Annotated in this window: 18 protein-coding genes; 7 read left to right on the top strand and 11 right to left on the bottom strand. The window is 64.5% G+C overall.

Going from position 1 to position 23,285, the window contains the following annotated elements; all coding sequences use genetic code 11:
- The 9 genes from frr to QMX78_RS05535 form a co-directional block, all read right to left on the bottom strand.
- A complete protein-coding gene (gene frr / locus QMX78_RS05575) occupies positions 1 to 558 on the bottom strand; it encodes a ribosome recycling factor (RefSeq protein WP_282267388.1) in 558 nt (185 codons plus the stop codon).
- A gap of 75 nt (positions 559 to 633) precedes the next feature.
- Positions 634 to 1,362: a UMP kinase gene (gene pyrH, locus QMX78_RS05570; RefSeq protein ID WP_282267386.1), complete on the bottom strand. Its 729-nt coding sequence runs from the start codon at positions 1,360 to 1,362 to the stop codon at positions 634 to 636.
- A 110-nt stretch (positions 1,363 to 1,472) separates the two neighbouring features.
- Complete coding sequence (locus tag QMX78_RS05565) at positions 1,473 to 2,978, bottom strand: GGDEF domain-containing protein (RefSeq protein ID WP_282267384.1); 1,506 nt, start codon at positions 2,976 to 2,978, stop codon at positions 1,473 to 1,475.
- Positions 2,979 to 3,138: 160 nt separating this feature from the next.
- Complete coding sequence (gene tsf, locus QMX78_RS05560; RefSeq protein ID WP_282267382.1) at positions 3,139 to 4,017, bottom strand: translation elongation factor Ts; 879 nt, start codon at positions 4,015 to 4,017, stop codon at positions 3,139 to 3,141.
- 134 nt (positions 4,018 to 4,151) lie between these two features.
- Positions 4,152 to 4,961 carry a 30S ribosomal protein S2 gene (rpsB, locus tag QMX78_RS05555; protein WP_282267380.1) on the bottom strand — a complete coding sequence of 270 codons (810 nt, stop codon included), beginning with the start codon at positions 4,959 to 4,961 and terminating at the stop codon, positions 4,152 to 4,154.
- Positions 4,962 to 5,268: 307 nt separating this feature from the next.
- Positions 5,269 to 6,276 (bottom strand): spore coat U domain-containing protein, encoded by a 1,008-nt coding sequence (locus QMX78_RS05550; RefSeq protein WP_282267378.1) that lies wholly within the window; start codon positions 6,274 to 6,276, stop codon positions 5,269 to 5,271.
- On the bottom strand, positions 6,273 to 8,603 hold the full coding sequence (locus QMX78_RS05545) for a fimbria/pilus outer membrane usher protein (RefSeq protein ID WP_282267376.1): 2,331 nt from the start codon (positions 8,601 to 8,603) through the stop codon (positions 6,273 to 6,275). Before QMX78_RS05545 ends, QMX78_RS05550 begins: the two co-directional genes overlap by 4 nt.
- Positions 8,604 to 8,616: 13 nt before the next feature.
- Positions 8,617 to 9,402 (bottom strand): fimbria/pilus periplasmic chaperone, encoded by a 786-nt coding sequence (locus tag QMX78_RS05540; protein ID WP_282267374.1) that lies wholly within the window; start codon positions 9,400 to 9,402, stop codon positions 8,617 to 8,619.
- A gap of 11 nt (positions 9,403 to 9,413) precedes the next feature.
- On the bottom strand, positions 9,414 to 9,926 hold the full coding sequence (locus QMX78_RS05535; RefSeq protein WP_282267372.1) for a spore coat U domain-containing protein: 513 nt from the start codon (positions 9,924 to 9,926) through the stop codon (positions 9,414 to 9,416).
- A 376-nt stretch (positions 9,927 to 10,302) separates the two neighbouring features.
- On the opposite strand from QMX78_RS05535, the gene map reads away from it, so the two are divergent.
- The 6 genes from map (at position 10,303) to QMX78_RS05505 (ending at position 19,463) form a co-directional block, all read left to right on the top strand.
- The gene (map, locus tag QMX78_RS05530; RefSeq protein ID WP_282267370.1) at positions 10,303 to 11,079 is read left to right on the top strand and encodes a type I methionyl aminopeptidase; all 777 of its coding nucleotides are present in this window, start codon (positions 10,303 to 10,305) and stop codon (positions 11,077 to 11,079) included.
- Between the two features lie 20 nt (positions 11,080 to 11,099).
- Positions 11,100 to 13,715: a [protein-PII] uridylyltransferase gene (locus QMX78_RS05525; RefSeq protein WP_282267409.1), complete on the top strand. Its 2,616-nt coding sequence runs from the start codon at positions 11,100 to 11,102 to the stop codon at positions 13,713 to 13,715.
- Positions 13,715 to 14,782 (top strand): 2,3,4,5-tetrahydropyridine-2,6-dicarboxylate N-succinyltransferase, encoded by a 1,068-nt coding sequence (gene dapD / locus QMX78_RS05520; protein WP_282267368.1) that lies wholly within the window; start codon positions 13,715 to 13,717, stop codon positions 14,780 to 14,782. Before QMX78_RS05525 ends, dapD begins: the two co-directional genes overlap by 1 nt.
- 199 nt (positions 14,783 to 14,981) lie before the next feature.
- Positions 14,982 to 15,338 carry a Spx/MgsR family RNA polymerase-binding regulatory protein gene (locus QMX78_RS05515; protein ID WP_282267367.1) on the top strand — a complete coding sequence of 119 codons (357 nt, stop codon included), beginning with the start codon at positions 14,982 to 14,984 and terminating at the stop codon, positions 15,336 to 15,338.
- A gap of 64 nt (positions 15,339 to 15,402) precedes the next feature.
- Positions 15,403 to 16,530 carry a succinyl-diaminopimelate desuccinylase gene (gene dapE / locus QMX78_RS05510; RefSeq protein WP_282267366.1) on the top strand — a complete coding sequence of 376 codons (1,128 nt, stop codon included), beginning with the start codon at positions 15,403 to 15,405 and terminating at the stop codon, positions 16,528 to 16,530.
- A 56-nt stretch (positions 16,531 to 16,586) separates the two neighbouring features.
- Positions 16,587 to 19,463, top strand: a complete 2,877-nt coding sequence (locus tag QMX78_RS05505; RefSeq protein WP_282267365.1) for a GGDEF domain-containing protein — start codon at positions 16,587 to 16,589, stop codon at positions 19,461 to 19,463.
- A 66-nt stretch (positions 19,464 to 19,529) separates the two neighbouring features.
- Here QMX78_RS05505 and QMX78_RS05500 read toward each other — a convergent pair whose 3' ends face one another.
- Positions 19,530 to 20,216: a pentapeptide repeat-containing protein gene (locus QMX78_RS05500; protein ID WP_282267361.1), complete on the bottom strand. Its 687-nt coding sequence runs from the start codon at positions 20,214 to 20,216 to the stop codon at positions 19,530 to 19,532.
- Between the two features lie 97 nt (positions 20,217 to 20,313).
- Positions 20,314 to 21,210: a tetratricopeptide repeat protein gene (locus QMX78_RS05495; RefSeq protein ID WP_282267359.1), complete on the bottom strand. Its 897-nt coding sequence runs from the start codon at positions 21,208 to 21,210 to the stop codon at positions 20,314 to 20,316.
- A gap of 358 nt (positions 21,211 to 21,568) precedes the next feature.
- On the opposite strand from QMX78_RS05495, the gene asnB reads away from it, so the two are divergent.
- On the top strand, positions 21,569 to 23,254 hold the full coding sequence (asnB, locus tag QMX78_RS05490; RefSeq protein ID WP_282267357.1) for an asparagine synthase B: 1,686 nt from the start codon (positions 21,569 to 21,571) through the stop codon (positions 23,252 to 23,254).
- The last annotated feature ends 31 nt before the right edge of the window (positions 23,255 to 23,285 follow it).

Raw genomic sequence — 23,285 nt, 5'->3', positions numbered from 1 at the left:
TCAGACCGCCATCAGTTCCTGTTCTTTGAGCTTGACCACTTCGTCGACGTCCTTGATCGCCTTGTCGGTCAACTTCTGGATGTCGTCCTGGCTGCGACGGTCGTCATCCTCGGTGATCGCCTTGTCCTTGAGCAGCTTGGCCACTTCCTGGTTGGCGTCTCGGCGGATGTTGCGGATGGCGATCTTGGTTTCTTCGCCTTCCTTGCTCACCGACTTGGCCAGTTCCTTGCGGCGCTCTTCGGTGAGCGGCGGCAGGTTCAGGCGGATCACCGTGCCCATGGTGGTGGGAGTGATGCCGATGTCGGAGGCATAGATGGCCTTTTCCACGTCCTTGATCATGTTCTTGTCGAACAGGGTGATCACCAGCGAACGTCCTTCGGACACGCTGATGCTGGCCACCTGATTCAAGGGGGTGTCGGTGCCGTAAGCCTTGACCTTGATGCCGTCCAGCAGGGTCGGCGAAGCGCGACCGGTGCGGATGGTGGTGAGGGTATGGCGCAGAGCTTCGATGCTCTTGGTCATGCGCGCCTGCGCATCTTGCTTGATATCGTTGATCATCGGCCGAATCCTGGATGTTTCTAGAACCGGCCGATTATAGGCGATTACCCCTGCCCACCGCGCCGGCAGCGTGGGTTAGTGGGCGTCGCGGCCGTGCACCAGGGTGCCGATGGGCTCGCCGTGCAGGATTTTCAGCAGTTCGCCGGGCTGGCTCATGTCGAAAACGCGCAGCGGCAGGTCGCTGTCACGGGCCAGCGCAAAGGCAGCCGTGTCCATGACTTCCAGACCCTGGTTGATGACCTGGTCGTAGCTCAGGCTGTCATAGCGGACCGCATCGGCATGCTTGTTCGGGTCCTTGTCATAGACGCCGTCGACCTTGGTGGCCTTGAGCAGCAGGTCGGCGCCGATCTCGATGGCACGCAGTGCAGCGCCCGAATCGGTGGTGAAGAAGGGGTTGCCGGTGCCGGCGGCGAAGATCACCAGGCGGCCCTTTTCCAGGTGGCGGATGGCGCGGCGGCGGATGTAGTCCTCGCACACGTCGTTGATCTTGATCGCGCTCATCACGCGGGCCTTGCCACCCGCTTTTTCAAGCGCGTCCTGCATGGCGAGGGCGTTGATGACGGTCGCCAGCATGCCCATGTGGTCGCCGGTGACGCGGTCCATGCCGCCTGCAGCCAGGCCGGCGCCGCGGAAGATGTTGCCGCCGCCAACCACCAGCGCGATTTCGACGCCGGCGCTCTGGGCCTCGATGACTTCATGGGCAAGGCGGTTGATGACCTTGGGGTCGATGCCGTAGTCCTCGTCCCCCATCAGCGCCTCCCCGGAAAGTTTCAACAGGATGCGGCGGTAGGCGAGCTTGGACATGGTGACCTCAGATGGCTGGAAAACGCGGGGGATTCTAACGGATGCCGCAGTTTCAGGTGACATCTATTGTTGCAATGCAGCGACAAAACCCGGGTCAATCGGAATCCGGTTCAGCAGGCGGTGGGGTGGGGATCCGGGGCGCGGGCGATGACCCGGTTGCGGCCAAGGTTCTTGGAGCGGTACAGCACGTCATCGGCGGCCTTGAGCAGGTCGCGCATGTCGGTGAAGCGCTCGTATGCACCATGAGTGGCGACGCCGGCCGAAAAGGTCACATGCAGCGGCATGTTGGCTACGGTGACGATCGGGGTCTGGGTGATGGCGCCAAGTACGCGGCGTATCACTTCCAGCGCGGTCTGTTCGTTGGTGCCCGGGAACAACACCACGAACTCCTCGCCACCGAAGCGGGCAACGGTATCGCTACCGCGCAGCTGGCCCTGCAGCTGGCTGGCGAATGCCTGCAGGACCTGGTCGCCGACCAGGTGGCCGTGCTGGTCGTTGATCTTCTTGAAGTCGTCCAGGTCGATGAAGGCCACCGACAGTGGCCGGTCGGCGCGGCCGGCGCGGTCGAACTCCTGCGCCAGCACCACTTCCAGCTGGCGCCGGTTCAACAGGCCGGTGAGTGCGTCCAGGTGCGCCTGTTCGGTCAAGCGGCGAGCCTGCTGCTCGAAATCATCGGCACGTCGCTTGGCGGCGCCGGCATCCTGTAGCTCGCGCAGGTTGCGCAGGGCCATCAACTCGGCGGCGTGATCGAGCAGGTAGGTGATGCGGGCGGGGGATGGCACCGGCACGTCGAACAATGCGCTGATCTCCGGCAGCATCTGGCTGACCTGTTGCAGCACCAGTTCGAACTGGCTGCTGTCCATTTCCAGTTGTGCATGCACCAGGCGCAGGGCGGTGTCGCGGGCCTGGTCGGTGTCCTTGCTCAGCCAGATCTCGGCAATGCTGCCTGACAGGGCAACGCAGCGGCCGAACAGGTCGGTTGGTTCGGCCGGCGCTTCGCTGTGCCTGATGGCGTCGACCAGGTAGGGCGGCAGGCCCCATTGCTCGCACAGCTCGGCACCGATATCGGCGTGGCTGCACTCGAATATGGTGCGTTCGTGGGCGAGCAGTTCCTCATTGCTGCCGGCACCGGCAAGCAGGCTGGGGTAGTTGTCGCTGCGCAGCTGCAACAGGGCGAGGATGCCGATGTCCTGCAGCAGGCCGGCCAGCATCAGTTCTTCCACCTTGCGGACGTTGCGTGCCAGCCCCAGGTAGCGCGCGGCCAGGGCGCTGAGGATGCTGCGCCGCCAGACGGCTTGCAGCAGCTGTGCGTGGTCTTCGTCCTCGCGCAGTGCGCGTGACAGGCTGAAGCCCAGCGCCAGCTGCAAGGTGGCGTTGAGGCCGAGCATGGTCAATGCCTGGCCCAGGTTTTCGATGCGGCGGCGGCTCGCGTACAGAGGGGAGTTGGCGATGCGCATCATGCGTGCGCTCAAGCCCATATCCAGCGCTATCACGTCAGCGGCGCTGGCGATGTCGGTTTCCGGGTCCTGCGCAAGCTCGATCAAACGGACAGCGATGGCCGGCGGCGAGGGCAGGTTGCGGCAGAGGGACAGGGCTGCAGTGAGCTCGGGGGACATGTCGAAGAAGCAGGCGGCAGTGGCGCAAGCATACAGGATGGTTTAAGCAAAGACGGGGTCTTGCAGTCCAGTGCCGGGAGTGTGTTGTCGCGGGTACTTCGTGGCAAAGAAAAAGCCGCGGATAACCGCGGCTCTTTCAGGTGTTGCGTGTGGCAGGTGCTTAGACCTGCATCGCCTTGGCAACTTCGGCGGCGTAGTCTTCCACCACCTTCTCGATGCCTTCGCCGACAGCCAGACGCTGGAAGCCGACGACGTCGCCGCCAGCGGCCTTGACGGCCTGCTCGACGGTCTTGTCGCTGTCCAGCACGTAGCTCTGGCCGTACAGGGTCACTTCGCTGATGATCTTGTTGATCTTGCCGCTGATGATCTTTTCCAGGATGTCCGCCGGCTTGGCCTTGTCCTTGTCGGTCATCTTGGCCAGCTCGATTTCCTTTTCCTTTGCAACGAAGTCGGCCGGAACGTCGGCTGCCTTGTTGTGCGGCGGGTTCATCGCGGCCACGTGCATTGCCAGGCCCGAAGCCAGCTCGGCGTTGCCGCCGGCCAGTTCGACCAGCACGCCGATCTTGCCGTTGCTGTGCACGTAGGTGCCAACGGTGTTGTCGCCGCTGATCTTGACCAGGCGACGGATCTGGATATTTTCACCCAGCTTCTGGATCGCGATGGCGCGGGTTTCTTCGACGGTTTCGCCGCTGGCCAGCTTGACCGACTTCAGGGCTTCCACGTCGGCGGCGCCGGATGCCAGGGCGGCAGCGGCAACGGCATCGACGAATGCCTTGAAGTTGACGTCGTTGGCAACGAAGTCGGTTTCCGAGTTCACTTCGACCAGGACGGCGTTGCCGCCGTTGCTGGCAACGCCCACGCGGCCTTCGGCGGTGACGCGATCAGCCTTCTTGTCGGCCTTGGCAGCGCCGGACTTGCGCAGGGCTTCCGCCGCTGCGTCGATGTCGCCGTTGGTTTCGGACAGAGCCTTCTTGCACTCCATCATGCCGGCGCCGGTGCGCTCGCGCAGTTCCTTGACCAGGGAAGCAGTGATTTCCATGGAATTACCTCATCAATAGAAAGGGGTAGGCCGGCCATGATGGCCGGCCGTTGTTACGCAGCCCTGTCAGTGCTCGGCGCCATTGGTGCCGGCACAGGGGAAGCGGGCGCAATGGCTGCGCCCGCCGGTAGGGATCAGGCCGAAGCCTCGTCACCCTTCTTGGCCGGAGCCTTCTTGGCCGGAGCGCGGCGGGCCGGCTTGGCTTCTTCGCCAGCAGCGGCTTCGCTGAACTCTTCTTCGCGCACGGTGGCGGCGTTCGGAGCAGCAGCCTTGCCTTCCAGCACGGCGTCGGCGGCGGCGCGAGCGTACAGCTGCACGGCACGGATGGCGTCGTCGTTGCCCGGGATGGCGTAATCAACCAGTTCCGGGTTGTAGTTGGTGTCAACAACGGCGATCACCGGGATGCCGAGCTTCTTGGCTTCCTTGATGGCGATGTCTTCGTGGCCGATGTCGATGACGAAGATGGCGTCGGGCAGGCGGTTCATTTCCTTGATGCCGCCCAGCGAGGCTTCCAGCTTGTCGCGCTCACGGCGCAGGCCCAGCACTTCGTGCTTGACCAGCTTGTCGAAGCTGCCGTCGGTTTCACCGGCTTCCAGTTCCTTCAGGCGGGCAACCGACTTCTTCACGGTGGCGAAGTTGGTCAGGGTGCCGCCCAGCCAGCGCTGGTTCATGAACGGCATGCCGCAACGCTCTGCTTCTTCCTTGATGGATTCGCGTGCGCTGCGCTTGGTGCCGAGGAACAGGATGGTGCCGCGCTTCTGGGCAACCGAGGAGATGAAGTTCATCGCATCGTTGAACAGCGGGACGGTCTTTTCCAGGTTGATGATGTGGATCTTGCCGCGGGCGCCAAAGATGTACTGGCCCATCTTCGGGTTCCAGTAACGGGTCTGGTGGCCGAAGTGGACGCCGGCTTCCAACATCTGACGCATGGTGATCTGGGGCATTGCAAAACTCCTGATGGTGGAACTGACACCGCGCGCGACCGGTTTGTTGGGGTCGTGCTGCGATGCGCGGCTTTCATGTCGAGCGCGCAAACAGTTCCGGGGTTGGGCTTCCCTGGCGCCTCCGTGGCCGAACCCTGACGAACAGGGCACCCCGGCACGGATGGGGGCGACAGGTGAGGATTCACCGGTTGACGCCCGGTGTCAGCGCGCTCCAACGGGCATGCGCCCGAAAAAGCCGGCGAAGTATAGCCCCTGGCTGGGCTGCGCGCAATTTGTCGGATCAGCGAGCAGAGGGGGGGGCGGCTGCCTAGTAGGTAAGCGTGACCGTGATCGTGTCGCTGTAGCTGCCTGGAATGGGGGCCGGCTGTGGGAACACCCTGCCATAGACGGGGAAGGCCACATCTTCGTTTTCACCCACATCACTGGCGCCGGTCGCCTCCGAGTCGCCCCAGGGAATGAGCAGTGCCGGGTCGAGGTAGAGCTCGTAGGGCAGGAAGTTGCCATTTGAAGCCATCCGGCGCTGCCCATTGGCAGGGTTGTTGCCGTTGCTCAGAGTCATGGTCCATACCGTACCGGTAGCGCAGCGCATGCGGATCAGTGAGCTCTGGTCGCGGGGGGCATCGAGGCGGCTGGCGCTGCCGAAGTCCAGGTCGGTGGCGATGGTGATCAGGCAGGCGCTGGGCACTTGCGCGCTGACGGTGCCAAAAAGGAACTGCGATTGACCTGCACCACCCAGCAAGGGGAAGGTGCCATCGCGGCAGTTTTCCGCGGTTGGTGGCGCGAGTAGTGGTGGGCCATAGCTGTAACGAAGGATGGAGGTGCCTGGATTACCCTCGTATCGGTAGGCTGCTGGCAGCATCTGTCCTCCCGGGACGCGGGCATAGATGTTGAACGGGATCTGTTGTGGGCTCAGTGCTCCCGCCTGGATCGAGATCGCGTAAACGGGCTGGCTGCCGCCAAATGCGCCGAGCAGCTGTGTCTGCGCCGGGTTCGCATAGAGGTCGTAGTTCATCAGGGCGCCTGCGTCATTTGTCATGCGGCGTGGTGCCACGCCGCCGGGAACGCCTTCGCCAGGGAAGATGCAGGCGGTGATCTGGTTGCCGAACGGTGCCAGGCCCTGGCAGCTGACGACGACGGTGGCCGCTGTGTCGGTAGTGGCGGTGCTGCGGATTTCGCCGAAATCGATGTTCGGGCTGCGGATCACTTGGCAGCTTTGTGCCCACGCGAAGAACGGGAGCCCAGCCAACACCAGCAGCAGGATATGCAGGGTCGCCATGCGCGGATTTCGCGGCAATGGCCTGGCCGTGTCGCTCATGGTTGGCACTGCAGTGTCGTGATGCCGGGCGGGTCGCTGCCTTGCACGATGGTGGGGAGGGGAATCACGCAGTCGTGGCTGTCGTCCACCGGGATGCGCAGCACCGCGTCGGCAGGCGGATCCTGCAGATACACCTCACCGTCATGGCCGGTGACGGTGGTTGCGACGATCCGGCCTGCCAGTTCGACTGCGATCGTGCTGCCGACGCCCAGCCATTTCCCATCCGCGCCGCGGACCTGCAGGCGCAGCGGGCGGCTTGGTTGCAGTCTGAAAACCACGCTTGCGCCGCTTCCCGATGCGGGTACCACCAGTTGCTGTGGAGTATCCAGCAGCAAGTCCATTGGCAAGCCAAGGGTATCGATGCTGATGAGGTTGCGTTGCCACGCGCGCAGCGGTGCAACCAGCAGCTGTCCTTGCGCATCGGTGGTGCCGATCAATCGGTTCTCCAGTCGCACCGGAACCTGCGCCACGCCATTGGTCGACACCAGGGCAAACGCGTCGTCAACCTGGCGCAGTGCACGAATGCTGCGGCCGAACCACACGATGCTGCCATTGGCATCGGCGTACCCGGTGGTACCGGCGTCGGGATCGTAATCCATGCCGATACGCCACTGGCCGGCATCGCCCAGATGGCTCAGTTCGGCGTTGGCGCTGCGGCGTGTGCCCAGGCTTGCCTGCGCGCGCCAGCCCCAGCCGCCCGCATCCGCCGGCACACTGCGACCTGCCTGCAGGGCCAGCGCGTTGCCGTCGCTGCCGTGGCGTACTGAGCTGCTGAGTTGGGTAAGCCGCCCCAGTGGCAGCGAGAGATACAGGTTGGCGCTGTCCGTGCGCCGGTTGTCGAGGTCGTGCTGGAGCTGCACGCTGAGCCAGGCATTGCCATGCAGGTTGCGTGACCAGCCCAGCCCGGTCAGGCGGGTGGGGAGGCTGCCGGGGTAATGCTGGGAGATGTAGCTGAGGCTGAACTGGCCGCTGTGGATATTGCCAAGGCCCACGAAAAACTGATCGGTACGGCGGGGCAGGAGTGCATTGGCAAGAAACGCAGGGGCATCGCGGAAGTCGCTGCTGCTGCGCTGGGTGCGGGCCGAGACGCTGAAGCCGTGCGCGCTCCATTGATAACCCAGTGCGTGTTGATGTCCGCGCATGATGCCGGCGCGACTGCGGCTGAAGGAGGCGCTCACTACCCCGCCGCGCTCGCCCAGCAGGGCCACCGCACCCATGCCGGCCAGCTGCAGGTCCGTGCTGAGCTCGGTATGCGCCTCGATAGTCAGGTGCTGGCGAACGCCGTGGCGCAGGCTGGCACTGGCCATCGGCCTGTCACCGTAAGCGAAGGAGCGCAGCCCGTAGTCCTCGCGTAACACGCCCAGATCCAGTGACCAGTCGCTCAGGCCGGCCTGCAGCAGAGTGGGCGTGCCGTACAGCGCAAACTCCAGCATCCGCTGCTGCCCATTGATATCGGTCACCAGCAGCTGCGCCTGGCCACTGCCGTTGAGCGTGGGGGCGGCATCCAGTTGGAATCGCCCTGGCTGCACGTTGCGGCTGGCCTGGCGGATGCCATTGATGTAAAGGTCGACCGTGGATGGCAGCAGGGCATCGCCGCTGAACGACGCCAATGGAGTGGTCACGCGGTAGGGCTGCAGGGAAAAATCGCGTGACAGGTGTACGCCGGCAATGCGGACGGCGCGCGACCATTCCAGCGCGCCGGTCAGGGTGTCGCCAATGCCCAGGGTGAGCATCGGGCCGGGCAGGTCGAGTTGCCAGCGGCTGTCCAGGCGGATGTTGCGGCGCTGCCAGCGGCCTCGGTCATCGTCCAGGCTGGTGTTCTGTGTGGTTGACCAGATGCCTGCCCCGACGCCGAACAGGCGCAGCTCGCTGAAGCTGCTGGCGCTGCGGAACCCGCGTTGCTGTTGTGCATGCAGGTCGTAGTTGAGCAGGAGGCCGGGGCTGCTGTCGCTTGCCGCGAGCACGCTGGGAGGCGTCGCCGGACGTAGTTGAGTGACTGGCCGATTCAGTCCGGCCAACGGCAGCTGCAGTGCGAGGCGCTGGTTGCGGGCGTCGTAGCTGATCTCGATATCCGGCAGTTGGGCAAGATCAACCGATTGCTGGTCGGGCTCCACGCCCTCCGGCAGGCGCAGGCCCAGTTCCTGCAATGTCGCCGCGCTGGCGGCCAGCTGTTGCCCGGTAGCGATGAAGCGTGCCAGCTGGGTGCTGCTGCCCTGGTTGATCCGGACTTCCAGATACAGCTCCTGCGGCAGCTGTTCGCCAATGCCGGCGGGTGCGGTATCCGGGCGGGCAGGGGGCGCGGCAGACAGGGAGGAGCTACTCGCCATGAGCATTGCCAGATCAAAGGTCAGCAGAGCGCAGCGGCTGCGGGATGGCGGCATCGTTCAGCCTGGCCTGCAAAGTGCCGGTGAGGGGGAAGGGGTGCGGTAGCGGCAGCGTCCATTGCATGTGCTGGCCTGCCAATACATAACCGAGCAGGCCGGGTGTCAGTTCAATCGGTGGGCCGTTCTCGGGCAGCCAGCGCAACTGGCTCAGGCGCACGCGCTGTGCGCCCGTGTTGTGTACGGTCAGGGTCAGCAGGCCCGGGTCTAGCTGCCAGCGGGCGTGCAATCCGCTTGTGTCGGTGGCGGCCTTGCTTCCCAGTTCGCGCGGGCTCGCCCCCGCAGGCAGGACGAACGCCGGGATCGAGTAGCGCAGCAGGAAATTCAAGCCCTGGTTGGGTTTGACGTGGGGGGCGGGGAGCTCGTCCACCAGCAGGCGATAGGCCTGCTCCTGGGGGTCGCCTGTTGGCACGGGCGCCGGCCGCAGCACGCGTACCAATTGCCGTTGGCCGGGGCCAATCTGGACGATGGCCGGGCGCGCCAGCAGCATCTGCGATGGCTCAAGCACGTCGGCTGCATCGCTTTGCGTCCAGTGCTGTACGCGCACCTGTGCATGCAGTGGCTGATCGCCGTTGTTCTCCAGCCACAGTGCCTGCGCCTGCACGCCATCACTGAATTCCAACAGGATCGGCGCGACCTGCAGGTTGCCGGCGCTCGCCAAAGGGGCCAATAACAGCAGGCCCCAGTGTGCACGGCGCAAGGGGCGCGGAGCGGTGCCGCGGGCGCGTGGGCAGGCTGGCTGCATCTGGTCAGGCCTCAATAGGTGATCGTGGCAATCACCGTGTCGCCATAGCTGCCGGCTGGCGCATCGGTGGAAGGCACGCGGCCATAGACCGGAATCGTCTGCGCGCTGGCAGTGCCGGTGCCGGCCAGGGTGTCGGTGCCGATCACCTCGCCCCAGAAATTCTGCCGGCCGGCATCGCGGTACAACCCATAGGCAACGAAGTTGCTGGCGCCGTCGCTCATGCGCCGGTTGTCGGCGGCGGCAGTGGTGCTGGTGGCATTGGCGCCGGGGTTCATGCCGATGGTGTAGGGGGTGCCGTTGGTACAGTTCACCTCCAGCGTGCCCTGGGCGTCGAGCGGAGTACCGGTGGCGCGGGCCACGCTGCCAAAGTCGATGTCGCTGGCGGCGACGGCCTGGATATCACAGGACTCGGTAATGACGATGCGGACCTGGAACTGCGCGGTCTGGGTTGCTGCCTGGGTGAGGCCTGCAGTTCCCGTCAATGCGATGCTGGCTGCGGTGATCAAGAGCGTGCGCGTGAGCATGTCGATTCTCCCGGCGGTTGGCGGCAGCGGCGAGGCCATGGTGCATGGCCCCGGGGCGCGCGCAGAGCAAAGCACGGCAGCGCAGCGCTGACACGTGTTCACGCTGGCAGTTTTGCCTGAACGGGGGATCTTGCTAAGTTCGGTCAATCGGGACGCCGCGCTGACCGGTCGTGGTTTCCCCGCTGGCTCAGAACACTCGCGCGAACGCTGCGACCAGGCGCTTGTCAGGACTGACTCGCATGAGTGCACACAGGCAGGCCGCCCGTCGGCGCTTCCGGTCGCAAAGGTGGCGGCCGGATCCTGGAGTGGCGCCTGACTCCGCGTTCATTAATGTGAAATACTTAGCGAAAAAGCCCAAATGGGGGATAATCGGCACATGGCAATCCAACTGAAAACCCCCGAAGAAATCGAGAAGATGCGCATCGCCGGTCGTCTGGCGGCTGAGGTGCTCGACATCATCACCCCGCACGTCAAGCCCGGTGTCACCACCGAAGAGCTGGATCGCATCTGCAACGACCACATCATCAACGTGCAGGGCACCATCCCGGCCAATGTGGGCTACCGCGGATTCCCCAAGACCGTGTGCACCTCGGTCAACAACGTCATCTGCCACGGCATTCCCAGCGAAGCCAAGGTGCTCAAGGACGGCGACATCGTCAATATCGACGTGACCGTCATCAAGGATGGCTGGCACGGTGATACCAGCCGCATGTATTACGTCGGCACGCCGTCGGTGATGGCCAAGCGCCTGGTGGAAACCACCAAGGAAGCGATGTGGCGCGGTATCCGTGCGGTCAAGCCGGGCGCGACGCTGGGCGATGTGGGTCATGCGATCCAGGAATTCGCGGAAGCTGAGCGTTTCAGCGTGGTGCGTGAGTACTGCGGCCATGGCATCGGCAAGGTCTACCACGACGAACCGCAGGTGCTGCATTACGGCCGTCCGGGCCAGGGCCTGGTGCTCAAGCAGGGCATGACCTTCACCATCGAGCCGATGATCAATGAAGGCACCCGCTACACCAAGGTGCTGCCCGATGGCTGGACCGTGGTGACCAAGGACCGCAAGCTCTCGGCGCAGTGGGAACACACCATTGTGGTGACCGAGGATGGCGTTGAGGTATTGACGTTGTCCCCGGCGGAATCCGCGCAGGCATGACCTCTTTGCCGGCGGGCCCGATTCTGGACACGCCGGCAGATCCTGCCGGTGACGCGCAATGGGCTGCTGATGCACGGCAGTCACTTGCCCACACCGATGCCCGCCTGGGCAAGCGCTTCGAGCAGACCGACAATGTCGAACGTCTGCCCGGCCTGCGCGCGCGTGCGGTCGATCAGCTGATCATTGAAGCCTGGCAACGCTGCATTCCGGCGACAGCAGGCTTGGCGCTGTTCGCGGTCGGCGGCTACGGCCGTGGCGAGCTGTTCCCGCGCTCGGACATTGACCTGCTGGTGCTGGCCGAGACCGACGTGCAGCAACGCCACGAAGCCGCTTTGGCGCGCTTGTTCGCCCTGCTATGGGATGCCGGTTTGCCGGCCAGTCATGCGGTGCGCTCGGCAACGCAGTGCGTGCAAGCCGCTGCAGACCAGACCGTGCTGACTGCCTTGATCGAGGCGCGACCGCTGGTTGCGGACGCAACCGCCCAGCACGGTCTGGCGAGGGCGATTGCGCCCAGCCTGGTATGGCCGCCGCGTGAGTACTTCCTGGCCAAGCGCGAGGAACTGCTTGCCCGCCACCAGCGCTTCGGTGATACCGCAGACAACCTGGAGCCGGACATCAAGGACGGCCCTGGCGGCCTGCGCGATCTCAATACACTGGGCTGGATGGCGCTGCGCGCCTTCGGTGTCAGCAATATCGATGCGCTGGTCGGGCTGGGCCATCTGGGCCTGGACGAGGCCGCCGCGCTGAAGCGCGAACGCCAGGTATTGGCGCGGCTGCGTTTCGGCCTGCACCTGGTCGCACAGCGGCCGGAAGAACGGCTGCGTTTCGATTACCAGAAGACCTTGGCCGCGCGCATGGGATTCGGCGATGACGCCGAAAGCCTGGGCGTGGAGAAGATGATGCAGGGCTTCTATCGCAGTGCCACGGTGATCCGCCGCATCAGCGACCGCCTGCTGCAACGCTTTGAAGAACAGTTTGACGGTGAGGCGACCCCGCAGCCGGTAGGTGATGGGTTCTCGCTGCGCCGCGGCTATCTGTCCGCCGACGACCCGTTCTGGCCGCATGGCGACATCCGCAGCATCTTTGCCTTGTTCGCGTGCTGGGCACGCACCGTCGATGTGCGCGGCCTGCATTCGATGACGGCCCGCGGTCTGGCCGAGATGCTGGACGAGATTCCTGACTTCACCGCCGTGGACGACGATGTACGCGAGCAGTTCATGGCCTTGCTGCGCGGTCCGCGTGCGGTCGATACGCTCGCGCGGATGGCGCGGCTTGGCGTGCTCGGGCAATGGATTCCCGCATTCGCTGCGGTGTCCGGGCGCATGCAGTTCGATCTGTTCCATGTCTACACGGTGGACCAGCACACCTTGATGGTGCTGCGGAACATGGCCTTGTTCGCCAGCGGCCGCGCCGATGAGCGTTTCTCCATCGCGCACGAAGTCTGGCCGCGCCTGCGCAAGCCGGAGTTGCTGCTGCTGGCCGGGCTGTTCCACGACATCGCCAAGGGCCGCGGTGGTGATCATTCCGAACTGGGCGCGGTGGATGCGCGTGAATTCTGCAGCGCACATGGTTTGAGCAGCACGGACACTGAACTGGTGGCGTGGCTGGTCGAGCAGCACCTGCGCATGTCGGTGACCGCGCAGAAGCAGGACATCACCGACCCCGAGGTGATCCATCGCTTTGCCGGCCTGGTCGGCGACCGTGATCGTCTCGATTACCTGTACCTGCTTACCTGCGCCGATATCGCCGGTACCAGTCCCAAGATGTGGAATGCATGGAAGGACAGGCTGCTGGCCGACCTGTATTTCGCCACCCGTCGCGCGTTGCGCGAAGGCTTGGAGCATCCCCTGCCGGAAGCCGAACGGGTGCAGGAAGCGCGCGACAACGTGCGCGAACAGATGCGCCTGCTTGGTCATGAGGATGCGGTGATCGATCGCCAGTTCGCGGCCATGCCGGATGAGAGCTTCGTGCGTTTCCGCCCGGAGCAGTTGGTCTGGCAGGCTGCGTCCCTGGTGGAAATCCACAAGGGCGGCACCCTGGTCAAGGTGCGGCGGATTACTCCCGAGAGTGATGCGCTGGAAGTGTTCGTGCACTCGCCCGACCGTGACGGCTTGTTCGCCGCGATCGTGATGACACTGGACCGGGCCGGCTACGGCATTCACCGCGCGCGCGTGCTTGACGGCCCCGACGACACCATCTTCGATACCTTCGAGGTGACGCCGGCCGGCAGCTTCGCCGACGGCGACGCCGCGCGCCTGGAATCGGTGCTGCGCAAGGCGCTGGCCGGCAATATCCTGATCCTGCGTCCCTCGCGGCGGGTGATGCCACGGCAGCTCAAGCACTTCCGCTTCGCCCCGCGCATCGAGTTCCTCGACGCCAGTCATGAAGGCCGGACCGTCTTGAACCTGGTGGCGCCGGATCGTCCCGGCCTGCTTGCCGACGTCGCACATGTGCTGCGTGACCAGCGCCTGCGCGTGCAGGACGCACGCATCGCCACCTTTGGTGAGCGTGCCGAGGATCAGTTCCAGCTTACCGATCGCCACGATCACCCCCTTACCGAAACCTCCATGCAGGCCTTGCGTGATGCATTGCTTGCCTGCCTGGATCCCGACAACAAGCCAGGAGACCCCCACTGATGGCAAGCAAGCCCGCAACCAGGAAGACCGTGACCAAGAAGACCGCCAAGAAGGCAGCACCTGCAAAGGCCGCGCCGAAGAAAAAAGCCGCAGTAGCGACCAAGCCGGTCGCCAAGCCTGTTGCGAAGACGGTCAAGGCACCGGTCAAGAAGGTTGCCGCTGCCAAGCCGAAGTCGACCAAGCCGGTGACACCGTCGGTAGGTCCGCGCAGCCTGCGCAAGCCGCCGGCACCGGGCGTGGCCGAGTTGAAGTTCAGCATCGAGAGCGCATTCGAGCGCCGCACCATGCTGACCATGGACGAGATCGAAGGTTCGACCCGCGCGCTGGTCAACCGCGTCATCGACGGCCTGGAGTCCGGTGAATTCCGTGTTGCCGAGCCCGATGGCAATGGCGGCTGGAAGGTCAACGAGTGGTTGAAGAAGGCGGTGCTGCTGTACTTCCGTGTCAATGACATGGCAGTGATGGACGGCGCCCCGGCCCCGTTCTGGGACAAGGTCGAGTCGCGCTTCGAGGGCTACGACGAGCCTGCCTTCCGCGCGGCTGGTGTGCGCGTGGTGCCAGGGGCGATCGCCCGCCGCGGTACGCACTTCGGCAAGGACGTGGTGCTGATGCCGAGCTTCACCAATATCGGCGCCCATGTGGGCGAAGGCACCATGGTTGATACCTGGGCCACGGTGGGTTCGTGCGCGCAGATCGGCAAGCACTGCCACCTGTCCGGTGGTGCCGGCATCGGTGGCGTACTCGAGCCGTTGCAGGCCAGCCCGACCATCATCGAAGACCATTGCTTCATCGGCGCCCGTTCGGAAGTGGTGGAAGGCGTGGTTGTCGGCCACCACAGCGTGATCGGCATGGGCGTGTTCCTGAGCCAGAGCACCCGTATCTACAACCGTGCCACCGGCGAAGTGACGTATGGCTATGTACCGCCGTACAGCGTGGTGGTCAGCGGCTCGCTGCCGTCCAAGGACGGCACGCACTCGCTGTACTGCGCGGTGATCGTCAAGCAGGTGGATGCCAAGACCCGCAGCAAGACCAGCGTCAATGACCTGCTGCGTGGGTTGGCGGACTAAAAAGCAAACGTCAGGAGTCTCCCTTCTCCCGCCCGCGGGAGAAGGTGCCCCGAAGGGGCGGATGAGGGGAAGCTTTTGCTTCGCTCTTGTCTGGCTTGGTGGAAGCTTCTGTTACCAATACGAGCTAAAAGCCTCCCCTCACCCCCAGCCCCTCTCCCGCAAGCGGGGGAGGGGAGCAGATCACCGCGAGCTTTGAACCATGACCACGATCTACGGACTGAAAAACTGCGACACCTGCAAGAAAGCCACCAAGTGGCTGGATCGCTTCAACATCGCCTACACCTTCGTCGACTACCGCGACAACAAGCCCAGCCCGGAAACCCTGCTCGAATGGGCGGGCAAGGCCGGCGGTTTCGCGTCGATGATCAACAAATCCTCGACCACATGGCGGCAGCTGCCGGACAACCGCAAGTCGCCCGAGTCCGATGCCGAGTGGAAACTACTGCTGCGCGAGTACCCGCAGCTGATCAAGCGCCCATTGGTTATCACCGACGACGGCACCCTGAGCCAGGGTTTCAGTGACAACGGCTTCAAAGCCCGCTTCAACATCGCCTGATCCGTCTTCCAGCAACAGTGGGAGCGCGACGTAAACCGTGAAGCAACCGATCCAGAAGGCCCCCATGAACGACGTACTAGCCCTGACCTGCGATCTGATCGCCCGCCCCTCGGTTACCCCGGAAGACGCAGGCTGCCAGCAGCTGATCGCAGCCCGCCTCAGCGCCGCAGGCTTCAACTGCGAGCACCTGCGCCTGGGGCAAGTGGACAACCTCTGGGCTACCCACGGCAGCGGTGCGCCGGTATTGGTGCTGCTCGGCCACACCGACGTGGTGCCGACCGGTCCGGTCGAGGCCTGGAGCAGCGATCCGTTCAAGCCGGAAGTGCGTGACGGCGTGCTGTACGGACGCGGCACCGCCGACATGAAAGGCAGTGTTGCCGCCTTCGTGGTGGCGGCCGAACAGTTCGTTGCCGCCCACCCGAACCACCCCGGCACGCTGGCGGTGCTGCTTACCAGCGACGAGGAAGGTGACGCCATCGATGGCGTGCGCCACGTTGCCAAACTCTTTGTCGAACGCGGGCAGGGCATCGACTGGTGCATTACCGGTGAGCCTTCGTCTACCGCCAAGCTCGGTGACCTGCTGCGCGTCGGCCGCCGTGGCAGCCTCTCGGCCAAGCTGCGCATCAAGGGCGTGCAGGGCCATGTCGCCTATCCGGACAAGGCACGCAACCCCATCCATCTGGCCGCACCGGCGTTGGCTGAGCTGACTGCCCGTCATTGGGACGATGGCTACGAAAGCTTCCCGTCCACCAGCCTGCAGATATCCAACATCAACGCCGGCACCGGCGCCAACAATGTGATCCCGGGCGAGCTGCAGGTGATGTTCAACCTGCGCTACAACCCGCATTGGAATGCCGACAAGCTGGAGGCCGAGATCGGCGCGCTGTTGGACCGTCATGGCCTGGACTACGACCTGCATTGGCACCGCAGCGGTGAGCCGTTCTATACGCCGGTAGGCCGCTTGCGCAGCGTCGCCCGCGAAGTGCTGGCTGAATTCGCCGGTGCCGCGCCCGAAGAAAGCACCGGCGGTGGTACCTCTGATGCCCGCTTCATCGCTCCGCTGGGCGCACAATGCATCGAGGTGGGGCCGGTCAATGCCAGCATCCACCAGGTCGATGAGAACGTGCGCGTCGCCGATCTGGAGGCGCTGCCTGGGCTGTACAGGAAACTGATCGAAAAGCTGCTGGACTAAGCTGTTACGGTGCAAGTGCACAATCTTGCCGGGGGGGCGAGATGGACAGTGTTCAAATGCGGTTCCGTAAAGGGCTGATGGCCCTGCTGCTGGTGTGCGTGCTGCCATTCGCGCACGCCAGCACAACACTGCATGGCTTGCCGCTGCTACGTCAGTTCGGGGCAAGCCAGTTGCCTGCCGCGCCAACCTATCCCGGGATGGTCGTCGACCGCGCGGGCAACCTCTATGCTGCCAGTGGCGAAGGCGTGATGGTCTTCCGTAGCGGGGTATGGGCGCTGTTGGAGGCGTCTGGCGAAGCGCCGGTGTACTCGATCATGCTGGCGCGTGATGGCAGCATCCATGTCGCCGGCGCGGGGGTTTTCGGACGCTTGCTGCGACAGCCTGATGGCACCCACAAATTCGTAGACCTGTTGCCACGCTTGGCCAGTGCGGGTCTGGTGCAAGGGCCGGTCGAGGTCTTCTCGTTGGGGGAAACCTCGCGTGGCGTGCACGCGGTAAGCGCTGGCGCCTTGTTCGTGCTTGAAAAGGACGGCAGCACCACGCGCATGCAGCTTCCCGCTGGCGCACGTACGCGTCCGTTGGTGGCCGGCGACGAGGTCTTCTTCCGGGTTCCGGGGCAAGGTCTTTACCGTGTCGACAAGGCCGCGATGGTGCTGGTCGAAGGCATGGAGTCGCTGGCCAAGCTGCGTGTTCCAGCGGCCTGGCCGTACCGGGGCGGCTTGCTGTTTGCCGCGGCCGATGGCTTCCATTTCAGCGATGGTAGGCGTGTGCGCAAGCTCGACACGGAGGCCGATGCGGCCTTCCGTCTGCACGAGCCGTACACCGGTATTGCCCTTGCCGACGGTGGCTTCGCGATCGGCAGCTTCGACGGCACGATCATGCGTTTCTCCCCCGATCTGCACCTGCTCGACAGCTTTGCCGCGTGTGCGGGTGAGATGCACGACCTGGTGGAGGATCGCGAGGGCGCGGTGTGGATCTCAGGCGAGAACGGCATCGCGCGCCTGCGCTGGTCGCTGCCATGGACACGCTATGGGCGCCTGCATGGCCTGGGCGGACGCATCTTCGACAGCACCTGGTATGACGGTCGCCTGTGGGTGGCAAGCATGGGGGTGTGGAGCGCGCAACCGTCTGCGGCGGGCACGCCAATGTTCTCGCTCTCGCAATGGCCGCGACGTGATCTGGAGACCTTCGCGCTGGAGGGAACAAACGCCGGTCTCCTGATCGGAGATCGCTATGGACTGGCGGTGCTCGATCCCGGGCAAACGCAACCACGACGGCTGCTGCCGCCGGCGCTGGGTGACAGTGTTAGCAGGCTGATGCCCTCGGCGTTCGACGCCAGGCGCATGTTCGCGTTGACCAACACCAAGATCATCGTGCTCGGCCAACACGACGGGCGCTGGCAGCTGCAGGCGCAGTGGCAGATCGGCGGCGCTGCGCTTGGGGTGTATGAAGTTGTCGCCGGCGAGTTGTGGGCGGGCGATGCAAGCGGTGGCGCGAGGCGCTGGCGCTTCGCTACGGATAGTGGCCAACTGCTCGCTGAGCAGCCTTTTGGGCCGAAGCAGGGCTTGCCTGCAGCTGCAGGCAAGGGCACTCGTTTGTTCCGGAGTGATCGCGTGTTGTACGCGATATCCGGGCAGCAGGTGCATCGTTTGCAGGGTGAACGGTTTGTTGCCGCGGTTTTGCCCGTGCTGCCGGGGCTGCAGGCTCCCATGGAACTGGAGGGCGAGGACAACGCCAAGGGCAGCTTCGCCTGGACGCCACGGCAGCTGTGGTGGCGCAAGCCAGGTGCGTCCACGTTCCAACTGCAGCAGGTCAGTGATAGCCGAGTGCCAGGCTTCATGACAGTTGCCCTGCATCGCGATGGACAACTGCGCGTGGTTACCCGCGACAGCGTGTTGCAGTTGGATCCTGCTGCGATTGAGTCCGTCGCGACACCACCGCAGGCGCGACTGGATCGCATCGAGCTGCAAGGTCCGAATCATCCGCCGGTACTGTTGCCGCTGTTGCCAAAGACAACGCCGCACTTGCCAGCGGGGGCGGGATTGGCCTTGCGCTTCGGCGTGCAGAGCATGGAGCCGGAGGTCGAGTTCCGTTACCGGATGCCGGGCTATCACGACGAATGGTCGCCATGGACGGCAGGGCGTGAGCTGACCTACCAGCGCTTGCCAGCGGGTGCTTACATCTTCCAGTTGCAGGCGAGGGTACTGGGCGGCGCACCCACCGAGGCGATGAGCTACCCGCTGCAGGTTGCACCCTTCTGGTACCAGCGGCCCTGGGTTCGGGTGGGCTTTGGCGTGGCGGGTTTATTGTTTGTGGTGGCGGTGGTGCGGCTCCGCACCCGTGCCATCAATGCACAAAACCGTCTGCTTGAGCAGAAGATCAACGAGCGCACAGCCGAGCTGCAGAGCGCCAATTCCAGGCTCTCTGCCCTGGCGGTGACCGACGGACTCACCGGCATCGCCAACCGCCACGCGATGGAGAAGGCCTTGCCACGGGCGTGGCAGCGCTGTCTCGAACAGCAGGAGCCGCTGGCGGTGATGATGATCGACGTAGACCACTTCAAACAGTTCAACGACACATACGGGCACCACATCGGTGACCTGCAGTTGCGCCGCGTTGCGCAGACCCTGGACGCGCAGGTGACCGGTGCCGAAGAGCTGGTCGCACGCTATGGCGGCGAGGAGTTCGTGTTGATCCTGCCCGGTTGCGACGGGCAGATGGCGATGGCGCTTGGGGAGCGTCTGCGCAGTGCGGTGGAACAAGTGACCGGTGCAGCGGGGCAACGGGTGACCATCAGTGTCGGGGTGGCGGTTTGCACTCCGGTGCCTGGGGAAGACCCGATGGCGCTCGTGCGCTGTGCTGACCTGGCGCTCTATCGCGGCAAGCGCGAGGGGCGGAACCGGGTTGAGATCGCAACGCTCGATGCGGAGTGACCGCGAGGGGCATGACCTGGGCCAGCGGTAAGCCCTTATTGGTGCATATCCGAAGCGCCTGTTTTCCTAGGCGACGATCAACCCAAATGCCGCCAGCGCCGCCGCTGCCTGCCGCTGCGAAATCACTGCTTTCTTGAAGTGCTTGGCATCCATCAGGTTGAGCCCGCTGATATCGGTATCGCGCAGGTCGGCACCTTCGAAGCGGGTCAGGCGGGTCTGCGTGTTGCGCAGGCTGCCGCCACTGAAAACAGCATCGCGGAAGTCGCAGCCTGAGAGGTCGGCATCGGAGAAATCCATGCCTTCCAGCTGCGCTTTGCGGAATGACATGCCGCGCAGGTCGGCGCTGACCAGCAGGCAGTCGCGGAACTCCAGTGCCCAGCCGCTGACTTCCTGCAGGTGGGCACCGGTCAGCTTGCAGTCCTTGAACTGTACCGACGATAGTGTGGCGCGTCGCCAGAAGCTGTTGTTGAGGTCGCAATGGTCAAAGCGCGAATCACTGAGCTGTGCGGAACTGAAGTCGCAGTGGCTGCCGCGGCATTTCTGCCACTGGCTTTCCTCCAGTGATGCGGCAAGCCAGTTGGCCCTGCTCAGCGAACACTGCTTGAACTGGAAGCCGTCCATGTCCAGGCGCGAGAAATCACCCTCGTCCAGCGTGCAGGATTCAAACACCGCTGCACGCGGATGCGCTCGGATGATCTGCTGCATGCGCACGCGGTCGATGGTTTCTTCGTGGAAAATCGGGGTGTTCGTCATGTCCAACTCTGCAGGTGCTTGTGCGTCATTCTGCGCGACATCGCTCTGCTGATGCAGTCTTGTTGCGGCGGACGTTGTGTGTACAGACCTGCTCGATCTATTCGAAGATGAAGAATGGCGGCGCGATGGCCCTGCGCCAGTACGACTCCTCGGCCAGATAGAACTCCTGCGCCTGGGCGCGCGCGAACCACGCCGCCGCTGCAGTCTCATTTTTCGGCAGGCCTTTGCTGCCGCGGCCGAGCGCCAAGCCGCTGAAGTACTGGCCGTAGACATTGCCCTGTTCGCCGGCGCGCTGATACCAGCGCAGTGCCTCGCGCATATCCGCTGGCATGCCGATGCCCGCTTTGTGCAAGGCGCCAAGATCGACCTGGGCCTCGGCATCGCCGCGCGCGGCACGCCGCTGGATGCGGGCGATGGTCGGATTGGTGGAGGGCTGGTCGGGGGCAAGGCGCGTAGCTTCGGTTGAGGCATGGGTTGCGTTGCGCAATGCGTCCAGCTTGTACAGCTCACGCATGTACACCGCCGAACGCAGGCGCCAGCGCAGTGCGCCCGCCATGTCGCCCTGGCGTTCGTACCAGCGTGCCAGATCGGACATGGCATACGGTGAGCCGTGGTAGGCGGCACTCTGGTACCAGCGCAGTGCCTTGCGTGGCGATGGCTTGAAGCGGACGTCCTCCGGCTTCTGCGGTTCGTCACTGCTGTCCAGGCGGCCGCGCTCAAGCAGCCTGCCCAATTGCTCCTCGGCGCCGGTGCTGCGGTGCGTGCGCGGTATTGTCGCCGCGGCGCGCGCGTACCAGTCCAATGCGCGCGGGTCGTTCCAGGCCTGATACATCTTCGCCACCCGCAGGGCGGAATCGAACTGGCCATCGGCGGCCGCGGACAGCGCGTCGCGTTCGGTGTCGCTGGCAGGGCGGGTGTTGGGCGTTGTCGCGCAACCGAGCAGGATGAACAGGGGCAGGGCGTACAGCAGCACGCGGGGTGTGGGACGGGGCATCCAGCAGGTCCGGGCAAGGTGGCGGGGGATTATCGCGGAGTGCGCCGGCCCGGCCGCTGAATCGGTTGCCAAAGCAACAGTTGCGCGGGCGCCGAAAGCGGGATACGGTCAGCGCCATGTCCTCGTTCCTGGCCACCGCCGTCAACAATAACAACCGCAATAATCTGCGCGCGAATAATCGTGCGCGGCCACTGCGGGACTGCGACCAGAGCTAGAACAGGCAACACGCTCAGGACACCAGAAAACCCGCATCGGCCGATGCGGGTTTTTTTGTGGCCGGGGCGGGAACACCGAGCGGCTGCAGGTCTTCAAGCCGTTGCTTCCAATGTTTGTCCCCACACAACCCAGGAGCTTTCCCATGTGTTCCATCTTCGGCATTTTTGGCCTGCAATCCGGTGACGACCTGCAGGCGCTGCGTCGGCAGGCGCTTGAACAATCCCAGCGCCAGCGGCATCGCGGCCCGGACTGGAGCGGCGTCTACGTAGACGACGGGGCTATCCTGGTGCACGAGCGCCTGGCCATCGTCGACCCTGCCGGCGGCTCGCAGCCGCTGCTGTCCGACGACGGCCAGCTGGCGCTGGCAGTGAACGGTGAGATCTACAACCACCAGGAGCTGAAGAAGGAACTGACCCAGCCCTACGCCTTCCAGACCGGCTCGGACTGCGAAGTGATCAACGCGCTGTACCGCGAGGACGAACCGGCGTCCTACTTGAACAGGCTCAACGGCATCTTCGCCTTTGCGTTGTGGGACCGCGAGAAACAGCGCGTGATCATCGCCCGCGACCCGATCGGCGTGGTGCCGCTGTACTGGGGCCACGACAAGCAGGGCCGGCTGTGCGTGGCCTCGGAAATGAAGTCGCTGTCCGATACCTGTGCCGACGTGGCGCAGTTCCCGCCCGGCCATTGGTATGACAGCAGCACCGACACGCTGAGCAAGTACTACGAGCGTCCGTGGCGCGAGTACGAGGCGGTGGAAGGTGTGGATGTATCGCTGGCCGAACTGCGCGAGGCCTTCGAGCGTGCCGTGCACCGCCAATTGATGACCGACGTGCCCTATGGCGTGCTGCTGTCCGGTGGCCTGGATTCCTCGCTGGTCGCCGCGGTCGCGGCGCGCTATGCGCGCAACCGCATCGAAGACGGCGGTCAGAGCGAGGCCTGGTGGCCGCGCCTGCACAGTTTCGCCATTGGCCTGAAGGGTTCGCCCGACCTGGCCGCGGCCAAGGTGGCGGCGGAAATGCTGGGCACCGTGCACCACGGCTTCGAGTACACCTTCGAGGAAGGCCTGGATGCGGTGCCGGAAGTGATCCGTCACGTCGAGACTTACGACGTCACCACCATCCGCGCATCGACACCGATGTTCCTGTTGGCGCGACGGATCAAGGCAATGGGCGTGAAGATGGTGCTGTCCGGTGAGGGCAGTGACGAGATCTTCGGTGGCTACCTGTACTTCCACAAGGCGCCGAACGCACGTGAGTTCCATGAAGAACTCGTGCGCAAGCTGGATGCGCTGAACAACTACGACTGCTTGCGCGCGAACAAGTCGATGATGGCTTGGGGCGTGGAGCCGCGCGTGCCGTTCCTGGACCGCGAATTCCTTGATGTGGCGATGAAGATGGATGCGCGCCACAAGATGGTCGACAAGGCCAGCGGCCGCATCGAGAAGGCGGTGTTGCGTGAGGCCTTTGAGGGCTACCTGCCCAAGGAAATCCTGTGGCGGCAGAAGGAGCAGTTCAGCGACGGCGTCGGCTACGGCTGGATCGACGGTTTGAAGGCGCATGCCGAAGCGCAGGTCAGCGACCGGGTGCTGGCAGCGGCCGACAAGCGCTTCCCGCACAACCCGCCGCAGACCAAGGAGGCCTATTACTACCGCCATGTGTTCGAGCAGTTCTTCCCCAGCCACGCGGCATCGGAAACCGTGCCGGGCGGCAAGTCGATTGCCTGCTCGTCACCCGCGGCGATTGCATGGGACGCCAGCTTCGCCAGCATGGCCGATCCGTCCGGCCGCGCCGTGGCCGGTGTGCACGAGCAGGCCTTGGCCGGCTGAGTGACGACGCGCGGCCCGTAGTGATGCGGGC

It is taken from the genome of Stenotrophomonas sp. PS02298 (assembly GCF_029959445.1).
Taxonomy (GTDB): Bacteria; Pseudomonadota; Gammaproteobacteria; order Xanthomonadales; family Xanthomonadaceae; genus Stenotrophomonas.
This window is presented reverse-complemented; position numbering and strand designations above follow the sequence as displayed.

Bases quoted from the DNA above. Each gene is read 5' to 3' on its own strand.
- frr (WP_282267388.1), bottom strand. From the start codon at position 558: ATGATCAACGATATCAAGCAAGATGCGCAGGCGCGCATGACCAAGAGC.
- pyrH (WP_282267386.1), bottom strand. From the start codon at position 1,362: ATGTCCAAGCTCGCCTACCGCCGCATCCTGTTGAAACTTTCCGGGGAG.
- QMX78_RS05565 (WP_282267384.1), bottom strand. From the start codon at position 2,978: ATGTCCCCCGAGCTCACTGCAGCCCTGTCCCTCTGCCGCAACCTGCCC.
- tsf (WP_282267382.1), bottom strand. From the start codon at position 4,017: ATGGAAATCACTGCTTCCCTGGTCAAGGAACTGCGCGAGCGCACCGGC.
- rpsB (WP_282267380.1), bottom strand. From the start codon at position 4,961: ATGCCCCAGATCACCATGCGTCAGATGTTGGAAGCCGGCGTCCACTTC.
- QMX78_RS05550 (WP_282267378.1), bottom strand. From the start codon at position 6,276: ATGAGCGACACGGCCAGGCCATTGCCGCGAAATCCGCGCATGGCGACC.
- QMX78_RS05545 (WP_282267376.1), bottom strand. From the start codon at position 8,603: ATGGCGAGTAGCTCCTCCCTGTCTGCCGCGCCCCCTGCCCGCCCGGAT.
- QMX78_RS05540 (WP_282267374.1), bottom strand. From the start codon at position 9,402: ATGCAGCCAGCCTGCCCACGCGCCCGCGGCACCGCTCCGCGCCCCTTG.
- QMX78_RS05535 (WP_282267372.1), bottom strand. From the start codon at position 9,926: ATGCTCACGCGCACGCTCTTGATCACCGCAGCCAGCATCGCATTGACG.
- map (WP_282267370.1), top strand. From the start codon at position 10,303: ATGGCAATCCAACTGAAAACCCCCGAAGAAATCGAGAAGATGCGCATC.
- dapD (WP_282267368.1), top strand. From the start codon at position 13,715: ATGGCAAGCAAGCCCGCAACCAGGAAGACCGTGACCAAGAAGACCGCC.
- QMX78_RS05515 (WP_282267367.1), top strand. From the start codon at position 14,982: ATGACCACGATCTACGGACTGAAAAACTGCGACACCTGCAAGAAAGCC.
- dapE (WP_282267366.1), top strand. From the start codon at position 15,403: ATGAACGACGTACTAGCCCTGACCTGCGATCTGATCGCCCGCCCCTCG.
- QMX78_RS05505 (WP_282267365.1), top strand. From the start codon at position 16,587: ATGCGGTTCCGTAAAGGGCTGATGGCCCTGCTGCTGGTGTGCGTGCTG.
- QMX78_RS05500 (WP_282267361.1), bottom strand. From the start codon at position 20,216: ATGACGAACACCCCGATTTTCCACGAAGAAACCATCGACCGCGTGCGC.
- QMX78_RS05495 (WP_282267359.1), bottom strand. From the start codon at position 21,210: ATGCCCCGTCCCACACCCCGCGTGCTGCTGTACGCCCTGCCCCTGTTC.
- asnB (WP_282267357.1), top strand. From the start codon at position 21,569: ATGTGTTCCATCTTCGGCATTTTTGGCCTGCAATCCGGTGACGACCTG.